This is a genomic window from Candidatus Hydrogenedentota bacterium, assembly GCA_035450225.1.
Taxonomy (GTDB): Bacteria; Hydrogenedentota; Hydrogenedentia; order Hydrogenedentales; family SLHB01; genus DSVR01.
Genome location: DAOTMJ010000012.1, coordinates 49,478 through 75,236 on the forward strand (window position 1 = coordinate 49,478; position 25,759 = coordinate 75,236).

Annotated in this window: 16 protein-coding genes; 3 read left to right on the forward strand and 13 right to left on the reverse strand. The window is 57.7% G+C overall.

The features are described from left to right. Both P5540_08975 and P5540_08980 read right to left on the reverse strand, forming a co-directional pair. Complete coding sequence (locus P5540_08975; protein HRT64949.1) at positions 1 to 1,527, reverse strand: FGGY-family carbohydrate kinase; 1,527 nt, start codon at positions 1,525 to 1,527, stop codon at positions 1 to 3. A gap of 54 nt (positions 1,528 to 1,581) precedes the next feature. Next, positions 1,582 to 2,580 (reverse strand): D-glycerate dehydrogenase, encoded by a 999-nt coding sequence (locus P5540_08980; GenBank protein ID HRT64950.1) that lies wholly within the window; start codon positions 2,578 to 2,580, stop codon positions 1,582 to 1,584. A gap of 312 nt (positions 2,581 to 2,892) precedes the next feature. On the opposite strand from P5540_08980, the gene P5540_08985 reads away from it, so the two are divergent. Further along, positions 2,893 to 4,860 (forward strand): alpha-L-arabinofuranosidase C-terminal domain-containing protein, encoded by a 1,968-nt coding sequence (locus P5540_08985; protein ID HRT64951.1) that lies wholly within the window; start codon positions 2,893 to 2,895, stop codon positions 4,858 to 4,860. A gap of 16 nt (positions 4,861 to 4,876) precedes the next feature. Further along, positions 4,877 to 5,740 (forward strand): alpha/beta fold hydrolase, encoded by an 864-nt coding sequence (locus P5540_08990; protein HRT64952.1) that lies wholly within the window; start codon positions 4,877 to 4,879, stop codon positions 5,738 to 5,740. Here the strand turns inward: P5540_08990 and P5540_08995 are convergent. From P5540_08995 to P5540_09045, 11 genes are all read right to left on the reverse strand, one after another. Beyond that, entirely contained in the window at positions 5,730 to 6,827 is a 1,098-nt protein-coding gene (locus tag P5540_08995) for a type IV pilus twitching motility protein PilT (GenBank protein HRT64953.1), read from the reverse strand. The genes P5540_08990 and P5540_08995 overlap by 11 nt on opposite strands. Before the next feature lie 265 nt (positions 6,828 to 7,092). Continuing rightward, positions 7,093 to 8,568, reverse strand: a complete 1,476-nt coding sequence (locus tag P5540_09000) for an alpha-glucosidase/alpha-galactosidase (GenBank protein ID HRT64954.1) — start codon at positions 8,566 to 8,568, stop codon at positions 7,093 to 7,095. Positions 8,569 to 8,640: 72 nt separating this feature from the next. After that, on the reverse strand, positions 8,641 to 9,858 hold the full coding sequence (locus P5540_09005; GenBank protein ID HRT64955.1) for a DegT/DnrJ/EryC1/StrS family aminotransferase: 1,218 nt from the start codon (positions 9,856 to 9,858) through the stop codon (positions 8,641 to 8,643). 87 nt (positions 9,859 to 9,945) lie between these two features. Next, positions 9,946 to 12,741: a PAS domain S-box protein gene (locus P5540_09010; GenBank protein HRT64956.1), complete on the reverse strand. Its 2,796-nt coding sequence runs from the start codon at positions 12,739 to 12,741 to the stop codon at positions 9,946 to 9,948. 9 nt (positions 12,742 to 12,750) lie between these two features. Next, a complete protein-coding gene (locus P5540_09015) occupies positions 12,751 to 13,677 on the reverse strand; it encodes a PmoA family protein (protein HRT64957.1) in 927 nt (308 codons plus the stop codon). A gap of 59 nt (positions 13,678 to 13,736) precedes the next feature. Beyond that, positions 13,737 to 14,552 carry a M55 family metallopeptidase gene (locus P5540_09020; protein ID HRT64958.1) on the reverse strand — a complete coding sequence of 272 codons (816 nt, stop codon included), beginning with the start codon at positions 14,550 to 14,552 and terminating at the stop codon, positions 13,737 to 13,739. Positions 14,553 to 14,647: 95 nt separating this feature from the next. Then, on the reverse strand, positions 14,648 to 15,955 hold the full coding sequence (locus P5540_09025; GenBank protein ID HRT64959.1) for a hypothetical protein: 1,308 nt from the start codon (positions 15,953 to 15,955) through the stop codon (positions 14,648 to 14,650). A gap of 64 nt (positions 15,956 to 16,019) precedes the next feature. Beyond that, entirely contained in the window at positions 16,020 to 17,135 is a 1,116-nt protein-coding gene (locus P5540_09030; GenBank protein HRT64960.1) for a hypothetical protein, read from the reverse strand. Between the two features lie 128 nt (positions 17,136 to 17,263). Then, complete coding sequence (proS, locus tag P5540_09035; protein HRT64961.1) at positions 17,264 to 18,688, reverse strand: proline--tRNA ligase; 1,425 nt, start codon at positions 18,686 to 18,688, stop codon at positions 17,264 to 17,266. A gap of 140 nt (positions 18,689 to 18,828) precedes the next feature. Further along, positions 18,829 to 20,019, reverse strand: a complete 1,191-nt coding sequence (locus tag P5540_09040) for a DegT/DnrJ/EryC1/StrS family aminotransferase (protein ID HRT64962.1) — start codon at positions 20,017 to 20,019, stop codon at positions 18,829 to 18,831. Positions 20,020 to 20,089: 70 nt separating this feature from the next. Beyond that, complete coding sequence (locus P5540_09045) at positions 20,090 to 24,178, reverse strand: sulfatase-like hydrolase/transferase (protein HRT64963.1); 4,089 nt, start codon at positions 24,176 to 24,178, stop codon at positions 20,090 to 20,092. 385 nt (positions 24,179 to 24,563) lie between these two features. On the opposite strand from P5540_09045, the gene P5540_09050 reads away from it, so the two are divergent. Beyond that, complete coding sequence (locus tag P5540_09050; GenBank protein HRT64964.1) at positions 24,564 to 25,742, forward strand: SGNH/GDSL hydrolase family protein; 1,179 nt, start codon at positions 24,564 to 24,566, stop codon at positions 25,740 to 25,742. Positions 25,743 to 25,759: the final 17 nt, after the last annotated feature.

Consider the following 25,759-nt stretch of genomic DNA (forward strand, 5'->3'; position numbering starts at 1 on the left):
TTACGCCTTCTCTTCCAACATGGCCAGTTTCCAGTTGATTTCTCGAATGGCCGGGTACAACGACCGGTAGGCCGAAAAAAGTTCTTCATACACGGCATTTCGCTTCGGATTGGGTTCAAATACATCACGAATCTTCACCACCCGCGCCGCCATGGCGCGCAAGTCATCCACAATTCCTGCGGCTTTCCCACCCAACATCGCCACGCCCAGCGATGCGGCTTCCGACGCTTCCAACACCGCCACCGGAATTCCCATGATATCCGCCTTGCGCTGCACCCAAATACGGCTTTTCGCGCCTCCACCAATGGCGCGAAGCCGTTGAATCCTCACGCCTGCTGATTGTAACAATTCCAAATTCAATTTCATTTCATAGACCACGCCGGAGAGGATCGCGCTCACGATTGCCGGTTTGTCGGTGTTGAGGGTCAACCCCAGAATGGCGCCGCGTCCCATGGGGTCAAAGTGCGGGGTGCCGGTCATCGTAAAATGAGGCAGGACAAGGAGATGCTCCGGTTCTTGCGGAACGGATTCGCAAATGATGTCGTAAACATCCCGGCCGGATTCTTCCGCAAGGGCCCGTTCGGATTCCGCCAAGGTGTCGCGATACCACTTCAAAAGCGCGCCGCCGGTAAAATTGAAACCCAGGCTCGCGTAAAGACCCGACACACAACTGGGATAACAGCAGACATTGCCTTCCAATGCCTCTTCCGTAAGGGAAAAACGGTCGAATATGGCGCAAATACACTCGACCGTCCCCGTGGCATACATCGCTTCGCCGCTGTCGAGAATGCCCGCCCCCAAGGCGCCGGCGGGTTGATCGTGACCGCCGGTCGCGACGACAATCCCGCGGGGCAAGCCGATCGCATCGGCGACGGAATCCGGAATCGTTCCCACAACGGACCCGGATGGCGCGGTGCGCGCAAACAGCGAACGGTCAAGTCCCGCAATGCCCAGCAGTTCATCCGACCAGTCGCCGGCGTGGATGTCGAAGGCCATGGTTCGCGCCGCGAGCGGAAAACTCATTACGGGTTCGAGGCCGAGACGGAGATGGACGAAATCCTCGTAACAGAGAAATTTCCATGTCTTGGCGAAGATTTCTGGACCATTCTCCCTGAACCACATCGCCTTGTTGATGGTGTACATGCCGTGCAGCGGCATGCCGGAAATCCGGGCCAGTTCATAACGGGATTTGCGTTCGAGCCACCACGCGGGCATGTGGGCCGTCCGCCCGTCGAACGTGACCAGGCTGTTTGCCAGACAGCGTCCGTCGCGGTCGACGGGATGGCACGCCTCACCCTGGCAGGAAACCGCCATGGATTGAATGGGATCGTGGCGCGTCGCGCGGGCGATTTCCGCCAGAACGGCCTTCACGCACGTCCATACGCGTTCGGGATCGAGTTCCTGCCAGCCCGGCCTCGGCGATATCAACGGATATTCCCGATACGCGGACGCCACCACCCGCCCATCGAGATCGAACGCGACGCCCTTGGTTCCCGTGGTTCCGACATCCAGCCCCAAAAGGCTCATTTTATCATCTCCACCCAGTCGTTTTGCCTATTTTGGCGAAGCAAGAAGATGTAGTCAACTTCCCTTCGGGAAAATTTCAAGCACTTCCGGATTGACGCAGTTCGGCACGTCGCGGCCCGACAGCGCCGCGATGAGATTGGCGGCGGCCATTTCCGCCATGCGCGCGCGCGTGGTCCGCGTGGCGCTGCCGAGATGCGGAACCAAGACCGCGTTTGGACAAGCCAGCAATGCGGGATGTATTTCAGGCTCGCGCTCGTACACGTCGAGTCCGGCGGCAAAAATGCGCCTCGAGGACAAGGCTTCGGCCAAGGCGGCCTCGTCCACGATCGGTCCGCGGGCGGTATTGACCAAAACGGCCGTCGGCTTCATGCGCGCGAACTCCGCCGCGCCGAAGGCATGCGTCGTTTCCGGCAGCAACGGGCAATGGATCGAAATAAAATCCGATTCGGCCAAAAGCGTCTGCTTCTCCACAAGGGCGGCATTCAATTCGTTTTCCCGATCCGCCGGAAGCCGGACTGCGTCATGGTAGATGACGCGCATATCGAATCCCCGCGCCCGCCGCGCCATGGCTTGGCCGATGCGGCCCATGCCGAAAAGGCCGAGGGTTTGTCCGTGAATGTCCACGCCGAGGAACAGTTGCGGCCCCCACGATTTCCATTCCCCCGCGCGAAGATAACGTTCCGATTCCGTCACGCGCCGCGCCGCGGCCATCATCAGCGCCCACGTCATGTCCGCCGTCGTTTCGGTCAATACGCCCGGCGTGTTCGTGACCACGATGCCGCGCCGCGTGGCGGCGGCGATATCCACGTTGTTGTAGCCGACGGCGTAATTCGCGACGACCTTCAGTTGCGGCCCGGCAGCCTCGAAGACCTCCTCGTCCATCGCATCCGTCAGGATAGACAACACTCCATGGACGCCCCGCACGCCCTCCAAGAGGGCCTCACGCGATATCGGGCGATCATCTTGCGACACAACGACGTCGCCGCCAAAGGCTTCATGCAACAGTTTCAAGCCTGCATCCGGTATCGGGCGCGTAACGAAAACACGCGGCATGATTCAAACACCTTTCTTCATGAGGCAAATTCCGTGCAAGATTGCGGCAAAGGCGGATTTTACCGGGGAATGCCGCAACCGGGCAAGCGCGCCCCAACAACTTTATTATGACGCATGCGCGGGAGGGTCATAATCCAGTATGATGTTTTTGGAATTTCCGAGTTTTACTTTCTTTGTCCGCAACTTCCATGCGCCGCACGGGGGGGGTGCGGGCAAAGAAAGTAACCCTTTGATGGAAACATCGCGGCCGAGCCGCAAGGGACTGTTGCCATTGACAGGGCGCCATGGCCCGGACAACGAGAGGAGTGTACAATGAAAAATATACGAACGTCCGCATCGGTTGCGCTGGTACTGCTTTCCTCCTTATGCGGCCGGGACGCATCAGGCGCAGACCGCATCAAGATCAACATTCGAGAGACCAAGGCCCCCATCTCGCCTTTTGTCTATGGGCAGTTCATCGAACATCTGGGGCGGTGCATCTATGGCGGCATCTGGGCGGAAATGCTGGAAGACCGTAAGTTCTTCTACCCGGTAGACGGAAAGCAGTCCGGTTGGGCGCAAAACAAGGGCAAGAACGTATCATGGGAAGGTGACGGAATTCCCTATGAGATCGTCGTGGCGTCACCTTGGCAGATTCTCGGTCCGGCGGACGCGGTATCCATGAACACGGACCACCCTTTCGTGGGCGACCATGATCCGGTGCTTTCCGTGGATGGATCCGATGAATTGCGCGGAATCTATCATCCGCGGTTGGCCCTGGAAAAAGACCGTGCCTACACGGGATATGTCATTCTGAAAACAACCGGCACGATGGATCGCGTGGAGGCAGTGCTGCAATGGGGCAAAACAGACTCGGACGCGGCCGTGGCCGCTTTCAATATACAAGGCGATGCCTTTTCCAAATACCCTTTTACTCTGACCGCCGGGGGAAACACGCACGATGGCCGGTTGATTATCCGCTGCGCCGGACAAGGCACGGTGCATATCGGGGCGGTATCCCTTATGCCCGCGGACCATGTGGACGGTTTCCGCAGGGACGTGCTTTCGTTGCTGCGCGAACTGGATTCACCCATTTATCGCTGGCCAGGCGGCAATTTCGTCAGCGGCTATGACTGGCGCGATGGCATCGGCGATCGAGACAAGCGCCCCCCGCGCAAGAATCCAGCTTGGACCGGCATTGAACACAACGATGTCGGCATTCACGAGTTCATGCATTTCTGCGAACTATTGAAAACAGAGCCCTATGTGGCGCTGAACACCGGACTGGGCGATGCCTCCTCCGCGGCGGCTGAAGTGCAATACATAACCGGCGCGGCGGACACTCCCGAGGGCGCCAAACGCGCGGCCAATGGGCGATCCGAACCGTGGAACGTCAAATGGTGGGCCGTGGGCAATGAGATGTACGGGGAATGGCAATTGGGCCACATGCCCCTTGAAGAATATGTAAACAAACATAATGCCGTGGTGGATGCCATCCGGACTGTTTCGCCGAATGCGCAATGTATCGGCGTCGGCGCCGCGGGCCCATGGAGCGAAACCATGCTCACCCGCTGCGCCGATCACATGACGCTTCTTAGCGAACATCTCTATTGGCAACACAAGAAAGACGTAACGGAACATGTCCGAATGGCCGTGGATGCAATAGATCGTGTCGCAAACATCCATCGCGGGTATCGTGCATCCATTGCCGGACTGAAAGAAAAGGACATCCGCATCGCCTTGGATGAATGGAATTACTGGTACGGGCCGTATCTCTACGGCGAACTGGGCACGCGGTATTTCCTGCGGGATGCCCTGGGCTGCGCCGCCGCGCTTCACGCCATGTTCCGCAACAGCGACCTGTATTTCATGGCGAATTACGCGCAGACGGTCAATGTCATCGGCGCCATCAAGACCACGGGGACGAAGGCCTGGCTGGAAACCACCGGACAGGCGCTGAAGTTGTACCGCCATCATTTCGGAACCATCCCCGTTGCCGTGGAAGAGACGACGGACGGGCTGGACGTTGCCGCCGCCTGGAAAGAAGATCGGAGCGCCCTCACGTTGGCCCTTGTAAACACAACCGACAGAAAGAAGACAATCCAATGGGAGGCGGATGGATTAGCCTTGCCCAAGACGATATCCGGCTGGTTGATTCAGCATGACGATCCAGACGCCTATAATGACGAGAACAACCGGGATAAGGTCAAGATACAGGAAGTTTCCCTTGTTGTCACGGATGATCGGCTGAACGTGAATCCTTACAGCGTGACGATGCTCACCATTCCGGCGGGGAATTAAAACGGCAGGAAGGAGAATGCGTTTGATATCACGATCCTCGGTCCGCAAAGGCCTCTACGTCCTCCTGCTGGGCGGAGCCGGTTTTTACGGACTTATTGTGGCGGGAGTCTGGGCAATCCAGGATCGTCTCCTGTTCGGGAGGCGCAGCACGGCGCTCGTGCAGACTCCGGACGCGCTGAAATGGGCCTATGAGGACGTGTGGTCCGAAACGCCGGACGGACGGACGCACGGGTGGTGGATTCCGCACGAAAACGCGCGCGGCGCCGTGCTGTATTCGCACGGGAGCGGCAAGAACATTTCGCATTATCTGGACGATATGGCGTTGTTGCGCGATCTCGGTTTTTCCATCCTCATGTACGATTACGGCGGGTACGGCCAAAGCACGGGAAAACCCTCGGAAGCGCGGTGCCATGCGGATATCCGGGCCATGTGGAATCATCTCGTCAACGTGCGCAAGATACCCCCGGAACGGATTGTGTTGATGGGCAGTTCGATGGGCGGGGGCGTGACGGCGGATCTTGCCGCCGAGGTCGTGGCGGGCGCGGTCATTCTGGAAGCCACGTTCACTTCCATCCCCGATGTGGTGTCCAGCGCACATCCTTGGATTCCCGCGCGCCTGATTGCACGGCATCGTTTTGCCAACATCGAGAAAGTCGGACGTATTCGCAGTCCCGTGTTGATCATCCACAGCGTGGATGATGCCACCGTCCCCTTTGCCCAGGCACGCATGCTGTACGAACGCGTTGCGGCGCCCAAAACCTTTCTCGAAATCCATGGAAGCCACGGAGGCGGCAAGTTTGCCTCGCGGGAACAATACACCGCCGGTCTCGGCGCATTCCTCGACCAATACGTGAATGGAGCGACGGGCGCTATTTCTTGAGGATGCCGCCCCGGCCCTGGCTAAGGAAAATGCCCTGGAGATTCATGCGAAGTTCTTCGGGGTTGTCGGAGGCGTACATGGCCTCTTCCTCAGTGATGAGTTTCTGCTTGATAAGCCCGACGAGGCTGTTGTTGAAGGTCTGCATGCCGTCCTCGCGCCCGCCGGCAATGGCGAGTGGAATTTGCTTGATGTTGTTTTCACGGATGAGGGCGGCAATGGCCGGATTGTTGAACATGATCTCGACGGCCGGCACGCGGCCTTTGCCGTCGGCGGTGGGCAGCAGCCGCTGCGCGACCAATGCGCGCAACTGAAGCGATAGTTGAGACCGAATCTGATCGTGCTGGTTGGAGGGAAACAGGTCGAGAATGCGGTCAACGCTCATCATGGCGTTTGTCGTGTGAAGCGTGCTGAAGACGAGGTGGCCGGTTTCGGCGGCGGACATGGCGGCGGCGAACGTTTCCGGGTCGCGCATTTCGCCGATGAGAATCACGTCGGGATCCTCGCGCATGGCGGCCCGCAGCGCCACAGAAAAATCGCGCGTGTCAATGGCCATTTCACGCTGTGTGACGATACTCTTTTTGTTGCTGTGCAGATATTCGATGGGATCCTCGAGCGTGACGATGTGAAGGCGCTGCGTATCGTTGATGCGGTCAATCAACGAGGCCAGCGTGGTGGATTTGCCGCTGCCGGTGGTGCCGGTAACCAGGACAAGCCCGCGCCGCATCTCGCATATCCGGTCAAGGGCCTCGGGAAGATGAAGCGCGGCGAGATCGAGGATTTTGCTGCGGACATGCCGCATCACGATCCCCACGGAACCGCGCTGGCGAAGCACATTCACACGGAATCGTCCCAAACCCGATATGCTGAGCGCGACGTCCATGTCGCCAGTCTTCAGGAAACGATCCTTCTGATCGGCATTGAGGATTTCATCCACGAAACCGGATGTGTCCTTCGGCGTCAGCGCTTCTCCGCGCAGGAACCGAATCACGCCGTCAATGCGCACAGCCGGGGGGCTGCCGACGGTCAAATGGACGTCTGAAGCGCCATTCTTCACGGCGTATGTTAGAATGTCCTCGAAAAAACTCATGGTTCAACACCCCTCGTTCCGTCAACCAGCCGGGCCGTCCGTCTTCGTCTTGTTTCGATCGGCCGTTTCATACCATAAAAAATTATAGCACAGACGTTCGCTTTCGCATACGTTTTCCGGAAGGTTTCTTCGGGGCGTTGACAAAGGGCCAAGGATAACCACAAATGTGGCAATGCGCGTCATCGGCAGGGCGTTCATAACGGCAGTGCTGGCACGTAATGGTTTTCATTGTTTTTTTCTTTTGGTTCGACATGGGGCAAGGCCTCTATCTTCCCGTCCGCGGCGATAGGCGCACCGGCTGGGCGCCACGCCGGATTTCGGCAATGGTGCGCGTCTTCAATCGCGCGGCCCCCGGCCCTTTATAAACGCCCAAGGGCCTTGACGTGGCAAGGCGTTTTTTGGCCTTGGGAATCTCGTGGCGGTATTGCGGCAGCCACGGCGCAAGCGCGACGAGCATTTCATCGGCCATTTGCCAAATTTCCTCCGGATTGCAGACCGCCGCGCAGAGCGGATCGTGGAGCATGGCCTGTTTAAGCAGGGTTACATCGCCATGCACGGCCGCCTCGACGGCCATGCGCTGTACCTGCACGCTGGCATGGCAGGTGGCCGCACAGGCCAAAGGCAGATTCCCCACGCGCGGCATATTGATCCCGTTGCCGTCCACATACCCCGGCGCCTCCACGATGCAATCATCCGGCAGATTTGAAATGCAGCCGTTGTTGACGACATTGAAGAAACCGCGGTAGATCCGGCCCGTTTCCAGCGCCTCAATGATTCGGCTTCCGTGTTCCTCCGATCGGTTTTCCGCCGAAAAGACGCGCGCGGGTTCCTCCAACCAGCGTGGAAATTCCGTCTCGAACCAGTTCCGGTTTTCGGTGCAGTCGCGCAAATAGCCGCCAGTTTCCCCGTTTATCCAGGAACTCAGATCGATCCATCGCATGATTTCGGAGGAGCGTTTCCGGTACCACGGCACATATTCGGACACATGGCCGTTGCTTTCGGTCGTGTAGTAGCCGAACCGGCGCATCATGTCAATCCGCACTTTTTCCGTTTTCGAATAGACGGGGTGCTTCTCAAAGGCTTCGAGTAAACGGTCGGTGAGTTCCCGGCCCCTGTGTTTGACGGAGATGTACCACGTTTGGTGATTGATCCCCGCGCAGATGATATCGAGTTCGTGGCGCGGGATACCGAGCACATCGGCGATCTGATGGCAGCCCCCTTGGACGCCGTGGCACAAGCCGACGGTCCTGACGCCGCCGTATTGGTTGCACGCCCATGTCAACATGGCCATCGGATTCGAGTAGTTCATGAACAAGGCGTTGTCCGCGGCCACGTCCCGGATGTCCCTGCAGAAATCGAGCAGCGCCGGTATGCCGCGTTGGGCGTACATGATGCCGCCCGCGCAAAGCGTGTCGCCCACGCATTGGTCTATGCCGTATTTCAGCGGAATTTCGATATCGCGCTTGAATGCATCGAGACCGCCGACCCGCACCACGGAAAAAACGTAGTCCGCGCCTTCAAGGGCCTTGCGACGGTTGGTGGTGGCAATGAGTTTCGCCGGACTTTTATTGGCGGCGATGTCGCGCCGCACCAGTTGCGCCACCATGTCAAGATTGCGTTTGTTGATGTCCGTGAACGCAAATGCCGTATCGGCAAGATCGGGCACACTCAAAATATCCTGTACCAGTTTGCGGGTGAAACCGATGCTGCCGGCTCCGATCATCGTGACTTTGATGGACATGTAGAAATGTTCCTATGCAAGGTTATGTTTGGGACAGTGGACGATATGGACTTTATAGACAGCGCGTCGCCTTCATCCTTCCTCCTTCAATTCCTTTGCATGCGCCTTGATCTTCTTGAAGATAGCGACGATATCTTGCATGTCGTCTTCGGCGCCGAGAAGTAATTGGTGGACGAACCACATGCCGCTGCGGTAACAGAGATCCTCCGCAACGGGGCAATAATCCCGGCTGTAATCGTGCAGATGCGCATAACGGGCCATGACCGGCTGTTTGTACAGCGGCATCCCGTATCCCGCGCCAATAGGCAATCCCTCTGCCTCCGCAGCGGCCACGAATTTCTCCCGGGTACAGCCGAACGCGTCCGGATCGATTCGTACACAATAAAGGTGGTAACCGCGCCGCGTAATGCGCGGATCGCCCGGCTGCACCGTAATGCCCTCGATGTCACGCAGCCCCTCGTCCAAAATTGCGGCGTTTTGCTCGCGGAGAAGCGTCTGTTTCTCAAGCCGGGTGAGTTGGGCGCTTAGAATGGCCGCGGCGAATTCCGTCATCCGCGCATTGGTGCCAAGCAACGAATGGGCGTACCATTGCGCCCCCTTGAGGCGCCCGCAGTTCGTGATGGCCCTGCAACGTTCGGCAAGATCTTCGCCGTCTGTGAGGATGGCGCCGCCTTCGGCTGCGGTTATGTTTTTCGAATTTTGAAAACTGAACACGCCGGCGTTGCCAAGCGCGCCGGTTCCCTTTCCCTTCCACTTGGAACCCCACGAATGGCAGGCGTCCTCCATGACAATCAGGCCATGCCGGGCGGCGATTTCGTTGAGGCGGTCCATGTCGGCGATGCGTCCGGCGAAATGGACCGGCACGACAGCCTTCGTGCGCGGTGTGATGGCCGCTTCGACCGCATCCGGCGAAAGGCACCAGGACTCGTCAACATCCGCGAAGATGGGCGTCGCGCCGACGCGCAGCACCGAACTGGCGGTGGCCACAAAGGTATAGGGCGGCACAATGACTTCGTCGCCCGGTCCGATGCCCATGGCTTGAAAACAAATTTCGGCGGCGGCGGTGCCGCTCGAACATGTAACGCAATATGCGGCGTCCTGAAAGGCGGCATAGTCCGTCTCAAATTGTTTCACGCGTTCCCCAAACCACCATTTGCCGCTTTCCAACACCTCGTTGACGGCCCGGCGTTCGGTATCATCGAAAATAGGCCAAGTCGGCCATGCGCGCCCCGGATCCCGTACAGGCCGCCCCCCCAGCAATGCCAATTTGCCACTCGTGTTCGTAGACATTCCAATACACTCCTTGCCACTTGTTTCGACCGCGGAATTTATGCCCGCGAATTCGTTTTCCGTAATCTTCACACCGCCGCGGCCGCCTCACACCGATACAACACGGGCGACGGCGTCCAACAGATCCTCGACGCGGTACGGTTTATGCAAAAAACCCGCCAAACCTTTGCCCGCAAAGCGCTCCGTGGCGTCCTGTTCATTATATCCGCTCGACAGAATGACCGGCACGGAGGCATTGATGCGCCGCATTTCCGAAAAGGCTTCAAGCCCATCCATGTTGGGCATGGTCAAGTCGAGCACGACCGCCCGTAAATCCTTTTCACGATTCCTGAACAGGGCAACCCCTTCGACGCCGTCGCATGCCGTAATGACCTCGAACCCCTTGCCGCCAAGCGCATCCGCGGCCAAATCGCGGACAATCGCCTCGTCGTCAACCACCAGAATAAGCCCTTCGCCCTTCCATGCCCGATTGGAAACAATCGGCGCCGCCCAACATTCTTCAGGAGCCTCCGCGGCGGGAAACAGGACTTTGAATGAACTGCCTTTTCCAGGCTCGGAATAGACTTTCACGGCGCCCCGGTGCCCGCGCACAATCCCCAGCAACGCGGCCAATCCAAGCCCACGGCCGGCGAATTTGGTCGTAAAAAACGGGTCAAAAAGCCGCGCACGGATCTCCGGCGTCATGCCGCAGCCGGTATCGGACACTTCCAGAAAGGCATACCGGCCTTCGGGAAGCGCCTCGTCAAGGTAGGTTTCGGCCAAATAGGCACGGTCGCATTCAATGCAGCCCGTGGCGATCGTGATCGTACCCTGTCGATCGCCGATCGCCTCCGACGCGTTGATTATCAGGTTCATGACGATCTGGCGAATTTGTGTGGCATCGGCCTCGATGCAGGGTGTGTCGGCGGCAAAATGGCAACGCAGGGAACATTTCTTTGAGACGGACACTTCGAGCAGGTGCATCATTTCCTCGACCAGTTCCGAAAGATGGATTCGCTCGACGACAAAGCGTCCCTTGCCGCTGTAGGCGAGGAGTTGCCTGGTTAGATCCGCCGCCCGACGCGCGGCTATCTCGACCTGCTGGATGTTGGCCCGGGCGGGGGAAACCGGAGAAAGGGTCATCAACGCCAAACTGGCATGTCCCAGGATGCCGGTCAGCAGGTTGTTGAAGTCGTGGGCAATTCCCCCCGCCAGCACGCCAAGGCTTTCCAGTTTCTGCGTCTGCTGAATTTGCAGGTTGAGGCGCTCGCGTTCCTCGCGAATGCGTTTGATCTCGGTAATATCGCGCACGGAAACGAGCACAAGCATCTGTTCGCCAAGTTTTATCGTGCGACTGTTTACTTCCGTTGGGAAAATTTCGCCGTTTTTTCGCTTGCCTTGGGCTTCGATGAAGAATCCGCCCTTCAGGAGGTTTTCATCCTCAAAAGCCGGCAGGCGTTGGGCAAGATCCGCGGGCACCAGATCGGCGACCGACAGTCGTAGCATTTCCTCACGCGACCAGCCGTACATTTCACAGGCGGCCGTGTTACAGTCGAGAACGCGCCCATCCAGTTCCTCGAGGAAAATGGCCGTGGGAAACACATCGAACAGGGTGCGGTATTTCCACTCGCTTTGAAAAAGGGCCTCGTCGGATTGCCGCTGCCGAACCAGCCGCCACATTCCGTCCATCAGCAGCGACAATTGCCGCACGTCCGATTCGTCGTAATCCGTCGCCTTGTTGCCCACTCCCGCCACCAGCACAATCCGGTTTCCCTCGAAGACGGGAACGTTCATGTGGCGGTTGAGGTGAACATGTCCTTCCGGAAGCCCCTTTTTCCACGGGTTCGGCGCGGCATAATCGTTGGTGATGATGGGTTTCCGCTGACGGACCGCCTCGCCCCACAATCCCGTTTGTTCCACCGGGTATATCAGCGGTTTATCCGATATGAGGCATTCCTCCATAGCTTCGCGCGACCATGCGTACATGGTAAGAACGGATTCATCCTCATTGAGAAACGCCAGATAACCGACCGTGCTGCCGGCAAGGCGGATGGCCTCTTCCAGCGCAAAACTCGACAATTCCTGGAGTGATGCTCCGGCCATCTGGCCAAGTCGGTAAAGTGCTTCAAGTCGTTGCTCGTCAAGACGCAGGGCATCCTCGACACGCCGATGTTCGGTGATGTCGCGCCCAATGCCGACGATCCCCACGACACGCCCCTGTTCGTCTCGAATGGGCGCCTTGGTCGTGGAAAACCAGCGCGGATTGCCCACACTATCGAGTACCGGCTCCTCGATGGCTGTAATCGGCTCGCCCGTCAACATGACGTGATTTTCGTCCGCGAAATAACGAGCCGCCAATTCGGGCGGGTGGAAATCGAAATCGGTCTTGCCCAGAAGTTGCGAGACGTCCTCGTGCCCAAGCATGAGACGGGCCAACGCCTTGTTGCCCGCGATAAAACGACTCTTTTCATCCTTGAAAAAAATAAGATCGGGCATCGCGTCCATGAGCACCTGAAGAAGCCCGCTTTGGCGCGACAATGCATCCTTCGCGCACTGGGCGTCCGTGACGTCCCTCAGCATGCCTTCGACCACCCTCGTCCGCATCGCCGCATCCTCGACGACAAAGACGTCATGCACTACCCGGCGCCGGTTGCCCTTGCAGGTCGTAAATTCATATTCCCTGCCGCGAATCTCGCCGATGGAAGCCAGATCCCCGTGCAAAGCGGCCGCTTCCGGTCCCATCAGGTCCTGAATATTTTTCCCCGTAATTTCCTTCGGATCAAGGTCGAGATCCAGAATACGCGCCAAGGCGGGGTTTGCCAGCAGCACCACCCCATCGTCGTACCGGTAGCGATAAACGCCCTCGCCGGTAAATTCCAAAACACGGTGCAAGAGGTCCTGCATGGGCTTCCCCTATCGTTCCACAGTGGCCGTGTAATCCCGAAAAGACCGCTCGACTTCGCCCTTTTCGGCGTCGCCCGCGTGAATGTATAAACGGTACCGAAGTTGAAACGATTCGCCCGGTTTCAGCACATGTTCCTGCTCGTGCGGCCACGACGCGCCAAGGAACGCGTAATGGCGAAAAATCCAGCCGGGAAATGGATAACCGGGATTGGACGGATGCTCGAAGATGGCCACCCCGGCGCCGCCCTCTTTGGCCCACGACACATCCGCCCACGGCGTGTCGAATTGCAGCGCGTCTTCCGGGCAGACACCCTTGGCCGTGGTAAAAACAAAGGGCTTGTTCTTGGCGTCGGGGCGGAAACAGAATCCGCCATACCCTTTGTTTTTCGCGCCCAGAAACGTGACCGAATCCCCCGAAACGTTCGTGAGGCGAATATCGAAATCGAGCGGGCGGCCGGTTTCGCCGGACGGAAACGCCGTGATGCGCACCTCTTCCCGGACGACGGCCTTTTCGGGATCGGCATCGAACGCCCATCGGTTGCGGACCGCCATGACGGCCCTATCCGTGCCGGTTTCACGCGCGAGCCATTCCTCGTGGCGCTGCCGCACATTGCCCAGCGCCCATACGTCCATCGGACGTTCACCCGCCTTGCATTCCGGCCACGCCCAGAACACGCCTCGGTGATGAAAATGATCGATGGGGAAATCCTGGGTGATGACGTTGCCGTTCAGATCGTACAACGGATGGATGTAGCACGACCGGCTGAAATGCGCCGGCACGCCCTGCGGCGGGGCAACCATTTCGTAACGATAGGAATAGACCGGCTTGCCGTTTTCCAACAATGTGAGCGATCCATCCCGATCCTCGAACGTGAACTCGGCCATTGCCGCAACCGAAAACAACAATCCGACCATCACTCCCAGACGAATAGCCATGCCGCAATCCTTTCCAACAATTTCCTTCAATGTTCCGTTTACCCGGTCCAAGGCCATGCTTATTTCCAATTCACCGGCATGGACATCAATTCAATCACCGATGTTGGATGAGTTTCACGGGCCGTTCGCCTCGGTTCACCGGTTTTTTCCGGTCGAAGCACAGCCACCCGTTCGAAGGGCGCTTTGCATGCCACGGGCGGCGGCGGATTCTTCTTGAGTTTCCACAAGGCCGCCTCGGCTGCCTTGCGAATCATGGCGCGCGCCCGCACCGGCGTCGTGTGAACCGCGCCCGCATTTCGCTTGCGGTATTCGTCCACGGTGCATTCCTCGCCGGTTCCCGGCATCACGCCCCGTTTCACGGCGCACGTGACAATCCCCGGCGCCAGCGCCTCGGCCTCCTTCGTGAAGGCCAGATCGCCCGAGCCGAAAAAAGCCGGAACGCCCAGTTCCGCCGCGCACATTCCCAGTTGGCCGAATTCACCTATGGATAGGCCATTGATGGAAAGATCGATATAGGCGAAACTTTGGGTGTGCGCGAGATGCGCATATTCGGTAGAGGCCTTGGCGTGCTGGCCGACCCACGCCACGCCCGAAAAACTTTCATCCAAACCGAATGGCCACGCCTTCGCGCCCCAGCCGCGCGCATACTCGACGCGCGGATCGAGCATCTCGATGTCTATTCCGCCCCATCCGTGGCCGTCCGCCACCTGCACATAGGTTGCGCCCCCCGCGAAGAAACCCTCCACCGCCGCATTGACTTCGAGCGTCAGCAAACGGCAACCAACCGAATAGAACCGGGAATCCGGCATGCACCAATCTTCCGAATTCTTGACCCCCGCCACCCCTTCCATGTCGGTCATCAACAGCACTTTCATCGCTCGCCATTCCTCCTGCCGCATTATTGCAAGAATACCGGCGGCAGGCAATATTCATCAAATTTGGATAAGGGCAAGCGATCCGCGCCCTTTGCTCATGGCAGCGGCTGCACCGATTCACGACAGCGCTCTTTTTCGCGTTCAATACGCTTGAAAGCGGCATAGGTACAGGTGACGCCGGCCATGTACACGGGATTTTGGCGATGGTTGCCGTCCGGGTGCATGCATTCCCACGGCGAGCCGAATTCGGATCCTTTGCGGTAGTCGCCTTCTCGAAGTTCGGCGATGTATTCGTTGGCGAGTTTGCGGGCGAGATCGAAATCGGTTTGGGCCATGGCATAGCAGACCCAGCCGGTGGGCGTGCCCCAATATGCGCCGTTCTGATAGCGGTTCTTTGGACATAGAGCCTTCTCCCATGCGGTCGTGGAGCTGTAATCGTCCGTTGTGATCACATGCCGGATGTTGCCGCGCCAGGCCAGCGATCCATCGCGATACGCTTGGGCAAGCGCCTTGCAGACGGCTCCTGCTTGGGCCTCGTCAACCGCACCGATATAAACGGCGTAGGCCGAACCCCAGACATCGGGTTGCCCGCTGGTTACCGTGGAGGCGCGAAGGAGTCCCTTGCCCGTGGCGAACGTGGCCGGAATGGCCATGCGGATCATGGCCGCGACGTCATGATATTCGCTGGCCTTGTCCGGTTTTTCGATGCGTTCATAAAATCGGGCCATTTCGTCGGCGGCTTGGTATTTAAGGAGCGAGGCGAACAGGACGTCGCCGGTATGGGTAATCGTGTCCACGAATCCAAAGGTCACGCCACGGTTGTCCGCTTCGCAGTGGACAAGGCCATTGTCGGCGCGCGAAGGTGGTACATGAAACGCGCGGTCGAGCCGGTCAATGAGCGGAATACCGTCTATTTCCCGGGTAAGAATGTCTGTGTCACCGGCAAGTTCGGCATAGGCCGCGGCCATTTGGATGAAATAGAAGTGGTCGTCGAACGCCGGGAGATAACCCCATGCGTCCCCGCCCTGTCCTTCGAAATCGTCCAGCGTACCGGGAAAGAAAATGGGCTTGCCGTCGAGCGTGATATGATCGGGAATCGCGCCGGGTGGCACGAAACTCCCGCTGCGCAGGCGCCACGGTTTGTCCTGTTGGCATCGCGCCGTGAGCAACAGAGCATGGCGCTGTTCTTCAGGTGTAATGAATCCCGATTCGAGCGACATGGCGTAGTCGCGGATCCAGAACGCGGGATAGCAGTCGCGGCCGCCGGGCCGGATCAATGTGCCACCGGTCGTGTTCGGTCCGATCTTCCCCACTCCCCCACCCGGCGCAACCCGCGATGCCTCGACGACCGATGCCGCGATCGTTTCAAGAAATTCCCAATCGTCGGATTCAAGAAGATTCATGGCGGTCTCCGAAGGCGCGAAATTGGACCCACATGCGGCCAGGACTATCAAGACAGGCCGAAGATTACAACCGTATATGGATATTGTTCTTTTCAAGGTAACGCACAAAGAGATAGGTAACACCGAAAAAAACCGCAAACGCCAAGAAAGCATACCACATCGGCGAGTCGCCCGGTGTCAGCGGCGCAACGGCGTTCTGCACCGTTGAATGGATAAGATAGGCCGCAAGCGCATTCGTGCCGAAGGTGCGGAAGACACCCAAACGCAACGGGGACATATCGCACGCGACGACAAACAGTGCATAAAGCAGTAGTGAAATGCCTGCGCCGTAAGTTGTGTACGACACGCTGCATGCCGTCTGGCTCATCGTCCACATGTCCTGCGGGAGCGCCGGTGGCGTAAAGGGCAACGCGGCAAGCCAGCGCCATGCACCCTGCAAGGGATTGTTTCCGATAAGCGCATGATGGACGTTATTCAGGCACGAGAGGCCGTATCCCAGCAGCGACAATAGCACGCCCCAGCCGATCAACGGCGCCAGTGCCCGGCGCGGCCCCCGGTCGCGCATCCAATCGCATGCGATGGCGCCGGCCAATGTCGGAATGGCCCAACTCATGAAACCCAGTTGGCCGCCGTCAATCATGCCGTGGCGCATGCCCCAATCATAATAGAAAAGATGCGATAGGCCGACATGCAACGATCCGGTGAAGAACATGAATGCCCAGAGTCCGCGCGTAGTGGTCAGAATGACCGGCAGCAACCACAAGCCCGTAAGGCCGATATGCGTCAGCGCTTCGAACATGGCGCTGCGAAACGTGGATTGCAGGAAACCCCACACGCCCAAGGACTGGATCTGGCTCCACGAGCCGTAAGAGCCGTCCAGGCCGTAATAAATCGCCCCCAACAGGATCAGGCCGAGGTTGCGCTTGATCGCCTTTCGATACGCCGGCCATGCGCCCAATTTTTCAATGGATCGCGGAAATGTATACCGGAAGGAAAAGCCTACCGCAAAGAAAAAATGCGGCATGACAAGGTCCGCGAAACTGCAATAGTTGCCGTGATGCGTGAACACCGGGTGCATGCACGCATAACCGCCCAGAAAATTGACAAAGAACATGGCGGCGACGGTATATCCACGAAACTGATCAAGCGAGACGATACGGGACGACATAATCAAATTCAATGTCTTTCCATTGATGCATACGCATTTCATGCCTGAAGCCAGGAAAAAAGTTTCACGGAAGGCCTTTTCGGAAAGACACGGCCAAACGAGATCGCCTATCGTGTCCGCCCTGTTGTGAATGGCGCAGGTCAGTAACTTTGCGAGGCAACCACGCGCCGATTAGATGGTTTTCCACAAATCATGCAGACGCCGTTTTCCTCTTCGGCATCGAAAGGGATGCAGCGAATGGTGGACTTGGTCTCTTCGGACATGAGCGCCTCGCATTCGGCGCCGCCGCACCAGTGCACGCGGAAGAATCCACCGTCGCCGACGTTGTTCTTGTAGTCGGAGTAGGAATCGCATGTATAGGTGCGTTCATCCATGCGCCGCTTGGCGGCATTGAACAGGTTGGCTTGGATTTCATCGAGCAGCGCGCAGACCTTCTCCTGAAGTCCGTCCATCGGCAGCGGAATCTTTGCGCCGGTATCGCGCCGAACCGCGACGACCTGATTGTTGTCGCAATCGCGTGGTCCGATTTCGATGCGGATCGGCACGCCCCGCACTTCCCATTCGGCGAATTTGAAGCCGGGTTTGTACTGGTCGCGATCGTCAATCTTGTAGAAGAGCGGATCCCAGTCCCGCGTAAGTTCGCGGGCGCGGCCAAGCACGCGCGCCATTTCCTCTTCGCTTCGCCAGATGGGCACAAAGACGACGGGAAGCGGCGCTAATTTGGGCGGAATGACAAGGCCGTTGTCGTCGCTGTGGGTCATGACCATGCCGCCGATAAGCCGCGTGGACACGCCCCAACTCGTCGCGAAGACATATTGAAGCTGCTTGTTCGCGTCCTGGAATTGCACGTCGAACGCCTTCGCGAAATTCTGGCCAAGATGGTGTGAGGTTCCGGCCTGCAACGCCTTACCGTCCTGCATCATTGCCTCGATGCAATATGTGTGCAGCGCGCCGGCGAATTTCTCGCTGTCGGTCTTGCGTCCCGCAATGACCGGCATCGCCATGTATTCCTCGGCAAAACGCTTGTAAACATGCACCATTTTGTAGGCCTCTTCCTCGGCCTCCTCGTGCGTGGCGTGCGCGGTGTGGCCTTCCTGCCAGAGGAACTCCGTAGTGCGCAGGAACAGGCGCGTGCGCATTTCCCACCGGCACACGTTCGCCCATTGATTGATGAGCAGCGGCAGGTCGCGGTACGATGAAATCCAGTTGCGGTACATGGACCAGATGATCGTTTCCGAGGTGGGCCGGATCACCAGCGGCTCTTCCAGGGGCTTGCCGCCCGCGTGCGTGACCACGGCGCATTCCGGCGCGAACCCCTCGACGTGCTCGGCCTCCTTCTTCAGGAAACTCTCGGGGATAAAAACGGGAAAATAGGCGTTGACGTGGCCGGTTTCTTTGAACATCCGATCGAGATTCTTTTGGATGTTCTCCCACACCGCGTAGCCGTTCGGCTTGATGACCATGCAACCCTTGACCGGCGCATAATCCGCCAGTTCACCCTGCAATACCACATCAATATACCATTGCGAATAGTCGTCGCCGCGTTTCGTAATGTTCTTCGCCATACCGCCTCCGTTCTGAAACCGCCGCCCATGTCGTTCAGGCACGCGAAAACGGAATCCTATCACATGCGCGGCGCCATGGGAAAATAGCCCCGAATCGCCGATCCGAACGTCCCCTGTGCAACATGCCGGAATGCAGGGAATCAGACGGCCATTTTGTTGATAATTCGGGCAACCTTCTGTATTTGCTCAGGCGTTATCGAGTCGAACATGGGCAGGGCGACGGCCGTCCGATACATTTGAGCGGCATTGGGACAACCGGCGTCGTCGAGTATCGCGGCGCAGTCATCGGCGATTTCGTGTTCGATGCCGGCATCAATGCCGTTCAGTAGAAGCCCGATACGGGGAATTTGGGCAGACCGGGGAAGGCGAACCACGAAAAAATACCATGTCGAGGTTGCGCCGGGCAGGAGTCGCTGGGGCCGTATGTCGGGATGAAGCAGATCGCAATAGGCCTTTGCCGCGGTTTCCCGCGCAGCGAGGCGTTCGGGAAGCGTGGACAACTTGGCGATGCCGATTTCCGCCTGAACCGGAAGATAGCGCAACCGGGGCGGCGGGGTGCGTTGCATGCGGCGGTAGGCGCGCGCCATGACGCCGCGCACGCCCGGCAGGGCAAACAACAAGAGGGGAACGAAGGCCGCGCCCGTTTGGAACATGCGCTGTTCCGTTTGCATTCCCTTGATTTTGGTCTTCAGGAAGGCGGGATCGGACATGCCGCCGCGCTGTCGTTCGCGCAGGCTTTCGGCCAGGGCCGCGTCGCGCGTCACTACCATGCCTCCCCCCCAAGTGTTGACGGGTTTGTTGTATTCAAAACTGAAAAAGCCCGCATGCCCAAACGTTCCGGTCTGTTTTCCCGCCAATGTCGCGCCGAGCGAATGGGCGCAATCCTCGATGACGGGAATGCGGCGTTTGTCGGCAGCATCGAGAATGGCCGGCATGTCCGCGGGAGCGCCAAAGGCATGCAATGCCAGTATGGCGCGCGTGCGGGATGTGATCCGCGGCGTGATGGTCTCTGCGGTGACATTGAACGTGTCGAGGTTAATGTCGGCGGGAACAGGACGAGCGCCGAGTCCTTGTATGAGTGGAAGCAAATCGCCCAGCGTGTAAGCGGGAACAATGACCTCGTGATTCGGGCCGACACCAAGCTGATTCAGGATGGTCAGCATGCCTTGCCGCCCCGAACTCGCCACGGCCGCATGAGGCAACCCCGTAAAACGGGCCACGGCCCTTTCCCACTCGGCGATGACTGCTTCATTGCCGGAAGAACCGGCCGCGAGATTTTCAAGGCAGTCCCTTTCGCCAGGCGCCATTTCCACCCATCGGCGCGGAATCATCCGTTTTCCTTTGTTGGACAGACAACGCCGTGTCTGCGGTTTCGATGCGCGCATGAAATCAATGAAGCGTTCATCTTCCCGGATTTCCCAACTCTTTCAACATTTCATCCCATTGCGTATCCATGATCTGCACGGCCGTCGTGCGCAAGGGCTCGTATTTTTTCCGCAGGTCCATCAACGGCGGCCAGTGGGCCGTGAGATGCGCTTCGAGATTCGCCGCCAATCCCGCATTTTCCGGTGTGCAATCGGTCATTTCCAGCGGATCGCTTGCCAAATCGAACAATATCTTGGACGTATCCGGAAAGCGCCCAAATAATTTCCAGCGGTCTTTTACGATGGCCACCGTGCTGGTTTCCGGCGCCAGATTTTGACCTTCATAGGCATATAAAACACGCTCGGCCAGGCCGTCCGGGCGTTCCCCTTGCAGAAGCGGCCGAAGACTCAATCCCTGAAACGGACTGTTCGGCGGCAAGCCGAGGATATCGAGAAAGGTCGGCGCTAAATCGATCGACTGGACTATATTTTCGATCGCTTGTCCGGAAGGAATCCGACCCGGCCAACACATGACCAGCGGAACGCCCACCAGTTCATCATACGGCTCGTAACCGTGAATGATGCGATTCGGGTGTTGTCCAAACCCCTCGCCGTGATCCGATGTGAAGACAACAAGGGTATTGGCTTCGAGACCCTCATCGCGCAACAAGCCAAGAACTCGCGCAAAATTATCGTCCGCGAAACGGATGGTTTCGTCGTAACAGCCTTCATGGTCCTTACGACCGGCCGCCCATAACCCTTGATACGATGGCGGCGATTCATAACCGTACTCTTCCGGTGAATTGAAATGAACGTGACATTCCATCGTGTGGATATAGACAAAGAAGGGGCGGTTTTTGTGTTCCTGGAAAAAGGTTTGCACGGCGCCGAACGTTGATCCGTCCCGGGAGGCGGTCAACTCATCGAAATCGTCCACGGAACAAAAGGCTCGGCGCTGCGGCACGGCAAGCGGCGTACAGGGATTCTCCGTGAACGCGGCCGTTGTATATCCCACGCTTCTCAGCGCTTCCGGGAACGTGGCAAGCACGACGGGTTCCGCCATATCCCAACAGCCGAGCCCGTGCGCAATCGCTTCGATACCCGCGAAGATGGAAACCATGGACGATCGAGTGCAGGTTGACGGGGCGATACATTTCCGGAACCACGCCCCGCCCCGCGCGAATTCCGTCAGGGCAGGAGCGGTATTCCGATGGTAGCCATAAAGGTCGAGATGATCGGCCCGCAGGGAATCCACCACATAGAAGAGGATATTGGGTTTCTCCGGAAGCGCGGCGGATTCCTGAAACACGATCGGGTTGGCCCACAACGCAACCTGCCCCGGCGCGTCGCATTCGGCACGCAAAATCAATTCCGTTTCCATATGGGCGTACCGGCCGAGAGGAGCATCCACATTCAACCACGGGGTCTGAGGATCCACGCGCCGGCTCAAACACGGTTCGCTTCCATCGGGGGTCGCAATTTCTAGGGTGAAATCCACCGGATGTCCGCCGGATACGACGCCCAGCGAAGCCGTGAAACGGGCATGATCGGGAATCTTCATGGGATAGGAGAGCCGGACAGGGGGCTTCATGTAAACGCAGGGCCGCAGTGAATTTCCCAGACGATACGCGGCCGTGCCGGCCTTCCCGCCGAACAATCCCGCGCGCATCACAATGTCCACATTGCGGATGGCAATTTCCCCGGCGGTTGGCGCAATGATGCGCAGCCCGTCAATCTCGCGGCCTTGCCACAAGGGAAGCCCACCGACCTTGAGCAGGTATTCCTTTTCCTCCCGTTGACGAAGAACAAGTATGGGGATGAGTGCGTGGCCATCGTCATCGCTCCATTCCCACATGGACCCCTTGGAATGCCATGAAACAAGGATTTTTTCCGGACCCGAAACCGTCATCACGAGACGAATCGCATCCACTTCCGGCCCATAGCAGCGAAAGGAATCGGGCGTCTGGATATAATCCCGTTCTTGGGCAGAAAATAAAAGAACGCCGTTTTCAAATTGGCAACGGGAAGACTCTTTGCCGGTGCTCCATTGCTGATCGGAGCCAATCAGGCCCATCACGGACGGTTTGGAGTCGCTATCCGGGGGAACGGACGCAAGGGAGGCTTCCGGGAAATGATCGTCCAAGCGATAGAGAAAAGAACGATCCGTGCGGGGCGAATGCGGCGCAAGCGCCTTTTCACCGGTGAAAAGCCGTTCCATATACGGGTTGCCGGGAAAACGGGCGCGCATGTCCCGGGCAAATGCTTCCGCTTCCTGTTCCTGATGATTATTGCGCAAAACACGGGCCACATCGTCGGCGGCTTCATACAGGAAATAGGCGGAAAAATCGGGGCCGCCCCAGTCGTCATATCCCGTCATCATCAATTCATTGGACAGATCGCTGAATTTCCCGGCGTAATCCAGCCCATAGCGAAGGATTGCACGATATTCTTCAGCGGCTTCATGGTAACGGCCACGGGTTTCAAAAGCCGCTGCGGCGTGCCGCCGGAGCGAAAGATCGTCCACGGAGTCTCCCAGTTGCGCGTGAAACCGGTCCAAGGCGCTTTCATCGGCCCACGGTAAATACTCGGCGCCTTTCGTGCATTGAAAAACCACCACGTCACAACGTCCCAGAAAAACGGTTTTTTCGTATCGTATCCCACGAAACGCACAATATCGCGCGAAAATTCTGCTCCGTGCCTTTGAAAATGCGTCGGATACAAAATCGAAAACAACCCATAGGCCCGAATGCCCGGCCAACCGGTCTTCGGCTGCTTCCAAGAGTTCGTGCATGCGGTCGAAGGCCTGGAGGGGCAACCGCGACGGTTTCAGTGCGATTGGAAGCCCGGAGACATCCTGTCCGGGAATCAACAACACCGGATCCATACCGGAACGATGCTCCATGATGTGGCGCGCGGCGCGTTCATAATCCGCATTCATTGGTAGGCGAATGGCGAGAAAACTCATCACGCACAACGTCGCCGTGAAAGCGGAGAGGGTTATCATGCGCGTATGCCTTTCCGGCAGCGACAGCACGGCATCAGCCACAATCAGATACGTCGCGGGAAGCACATAAACGATATACCGCTGTTGAAAGAGCGGGACTCCCAGAAGCGTAATCAGGATCATCGTAACGGAAGGAACGGCAACCCAGAGCAACAGAAAGGCGAACAGGCGAACTTGGCCGGAATCTCCCCCATGCCCGGCCCCTGTACGCGATCGAATACCCGCGCGGATCATGCGCACGACCGACGAAAGATAACTTCCAGCGGTAAAGACGAAAAGCGCGGCAAGAAGGGCAGGGAACAAGCGTAGTAAAAATTGAAGATACGACGGCCATGGACCCGCGTGATAATCCGCGTCAAAATGACCGGCCACTTCGGCGATGCGAAACGCGTCCATGTAGAAAACGCTGGACAGCCAGTCGGAAACCGTCGAATAAAGCGGCGGGTCCACCAGACTGTACCGGCCGGCCATCAAAACGGCAAGGGGAATTAAAAACAGGAAATGACCGGCGGTCCACATGATAATCCGCACAAAGGGCTTGCGGTAAAAGATCAGTAGAACCAACCCCTCCGCCAGCAACAGCCAGCACCCCAAGGCGTGCGTATAGACCAGTAGAACATTGGCGACGATGCTCGCCAACCACCAACGAACCTTCTTGTCGTCCTCCATGATTCGAATAAAGGCATAGGCCGACAACAACCCCAGCAGCAACACCAGCGGATAGGGACGAATGTCGCGGCACTTGATGATGTGATAGGGCGACAAGGCCAGCCATAAAGCCGCCAGCATGCCGGCCTTACGACCCAAAAGACGACGTCCGCACGCATAAAGAAGCGGGATTGAAAGCACCCCGAAAAAGATACCGACAGATCTCAATATCCAAAGGGAGTCGCCGGAAAAACGATGAACGAAATACAGCAGAATGAAATAAAGCGGTGTGCTTTCACGATTGACCGTGCGGTCGAACAAAATATCGCGGATACCCGTGGCGCGTTTGAGCAGATCGAGTCCGCAAATTTCCGCCTGCCAAACGGAAGATTGGAGATGAATGCAATAAAACCGCAACCCGGCCGCCAGCAGGATCAAGAAAAAAATGAAGACTCCAATCCGTCGAATCTGCACCTATCACACCTTCCAAACGGCATTGACCCGTGGAAAACAGCCAAGAACAGCAAGCAGTTCCGTTCCCAAGAACGAAGAAACCCGCGAACCGCGCCACATGCTCTTTGTGGATTTTAGTGCATTGATTCATGCGGTTGCCATCTTCTCGAGGCATATCGCTCCGGTTCCTTCGCGGCGGAGTTCCGCAACGGCCGGGATGGACACGTTTTTCATCTTGCCGAAAAACGCTTCCCCCTGTCTCGCACGATCTCGACCATCCATGCATAGCCTCATTTTTGAATCACCACAACGGCTTGCGCTAACCTCCATCGGGAGATCCGCGGCTATGTCGGGGATTTTTTTATCGTGAATAGTAAACTTTTTTATGGGCTGAACACTTGGAAAAATGGACGTCCAAACAAAACGACACCCACAAGATTTCTTGTGGCAGGGTGTATGTGCGTATCCATTTGCCAGACAAAGGCCTGTGGGAAGAGGTGATTCGAGCATGACGGTCTCCGTTGCGGATTGTTCCGCCAGGACATCCCGAATCAAATGGGCTCGCAACGCTTTTATCATCTTTTTACTGACATTGATTCTCCTGGCCGCGGGAACGGAGATTGTGTTTAGGTACATTATTCTTGAAAGCAGGCGATCCATTATCGAGAGCCCCGGGATCCCCGACATCGAGCAGATCCAATCGAATACTTTTTCCACATGGCGTCTTCTCCCCAACCTGAAAAATGTGGCGCTCAAGAAGTACATCGTAGATGGGGAGACCCGGGAACTGCCCCGGGAATTTGTGGTTTCAACGAATGAGTACGGCTATCGGGGAGCGTCGCTGAAGCCGGTTGGGTCACGAGTTCGCATTTTGACTTTGGGCGATTCCACGACGTTCGGACTTTGCGTCAATGATTCTGAAACGTGGCCTTTTCAACTGGAAAAACTCTTGAACGAAAAGGCGGGCTTTGACCTGTACGAGGTCGTGAACGCGGGAACGACGGGTTATACCGCCTATCAGGCGCTGCGCCGGATTGATGAATGGATCGCGCTCAAGCCTCATGTGGTGGTCCTCAGTTTTGGCAATAATGACCGTGTTTGCTGGGATGGAATATCCGACATCGAACGACACCGTTTGACTGCCGCCCTCGAGCCCGAGGCGCACGGGTTGCGGCTCTTCGCGTTCCTCCGGTTGAAGCTGTTTTTTATGGCGCGCAAGGCCGACGCACGCCCGCGTTTGACCAGTGCGGAGTATTTGGATTGTCTCGAGAAGATGCGAAGCGCGTTCTCAAAAAGCGGGACACGCACAATCTGTATATGCTGGCCCCAGGCTTCCCAAATCGAAACGCCCGAACAGTCTCCTCTTTACTACCAGGAAGCGCTCCGGAAGTATTGCGAGGAACACGCGGTTCCATTGGTCAACCCGATCCCTCTCTTCCGCGAGGCGGGTATACCTCTCTTTTATGATTCTGTCCACACCAACCCGGCGGGGTGTGTGCTTATTGCGAAATTAGTGGCGCACAGCATACTTCAATTGGAGATTTCGGGCTTACAGGAAGCCTTGGCTCCCTCTGTGCCAAGATGAGTATTCCCCGGTCATGC

Excerpts from the sequence above, each read along its gene's own strand:
- P5540_09000 (HRT64954.1), bottom strand. The coding sequence starts at position 8,568 with ATGTCCATCAAAGTCACGATGATCGGAGCCGGCAGCATCGGTTTCACC.
- P5540_09015 (HRT64957.1), bottom strand. The coding sequence starts at position 13,677 with ATGGCTATTCGTCTGGGAGTGATGGTCGGATTGTTGTTTTCGGTTGCG.
- P5540_08985 (HRT64951.1), top strand. The coding sequence starts at position 2,893 with ATGAAAAATATACGAACGTCCGCATCGGTTGCGCTGGTACTGCTTTCC.
- P5540_09025 (HRT64959.1), bottom strand. The coding sequence starts at position 15,955 with ATGAATCTTCTTGAATCCGACGATTGGGAATTTCTTGAAACGATCGCG.
- proS (HRT64961.1), bottom strand. The coding sequence starts at position 18,688 with ATGGCGAAGAACATTACGAAACGCGGCGACGACTATTCGCAATGGTAT.
- P5540_09050 (HRT64964.1), top strand. The coding sequence starts at position 24,564 with ATGGACGTCCAAACAAAACGACACCCACAAGATTTCTTGTGGCAGGGT.
- P5540_09020 (HRT64958.1), bottom strand. The coding sequence starts at position 14,552 with ATGAAAGTGCTGTTGATGACCGACATGGAAGGGGTGGCGGGGGTCAAG.
- P5540_08990 (HRT64952.1), top strand. The coding sequence starts at position 4,877 with ATGCGTTTGATATCACGATCCTCGGTCCGCAAAGGCCTCTACGTCCTC.
- P5540_08975 (HRT64949.1), bottom strand. The coding sequence starts at position 1,527 with ATGAGCCTTTTGGGGCTGGATGTCGGAACCACGGGAACCAAGGGCGTC.
- P5540_09040 (HRT64962.1), bottom strand. The coding sequence starts at position 20,019 with ATGATTCCGCGCCGATGGGTGGAAATGGCGCCTGGCGAAAGGGACTGC.
- P5540_08995 (HRT64953.1), bottom strand. The coding sequence starts at position 6,827 with ATGAGTTTTTTCGAGGACATTCTAACATACGCCGTGAAGAATGGCGCT.
- P5540_09010 (HRT64956.1), bottom strand. The coding sequence starts at position 12,741 with ATGCAGGACCTCTTGCACCGTGTTTTGGAATTTACCGGCGAGGGCGTT.
- P5540_09005 (HRT64955.1), bottom strand. The coding sequence starts at position 9,858 with ATGTCTACGAACACGAGTGGCAAATTGGCATTGCTGGGGGGGCGGCCT.
- P5540_08980 (HRT64950.1), bottom strand. The coding sequence starts at position 2,580 with ATGCCGCGTGTTTTCGTTACGCGCCCGATACCGGATGCAGGCTTGAAA.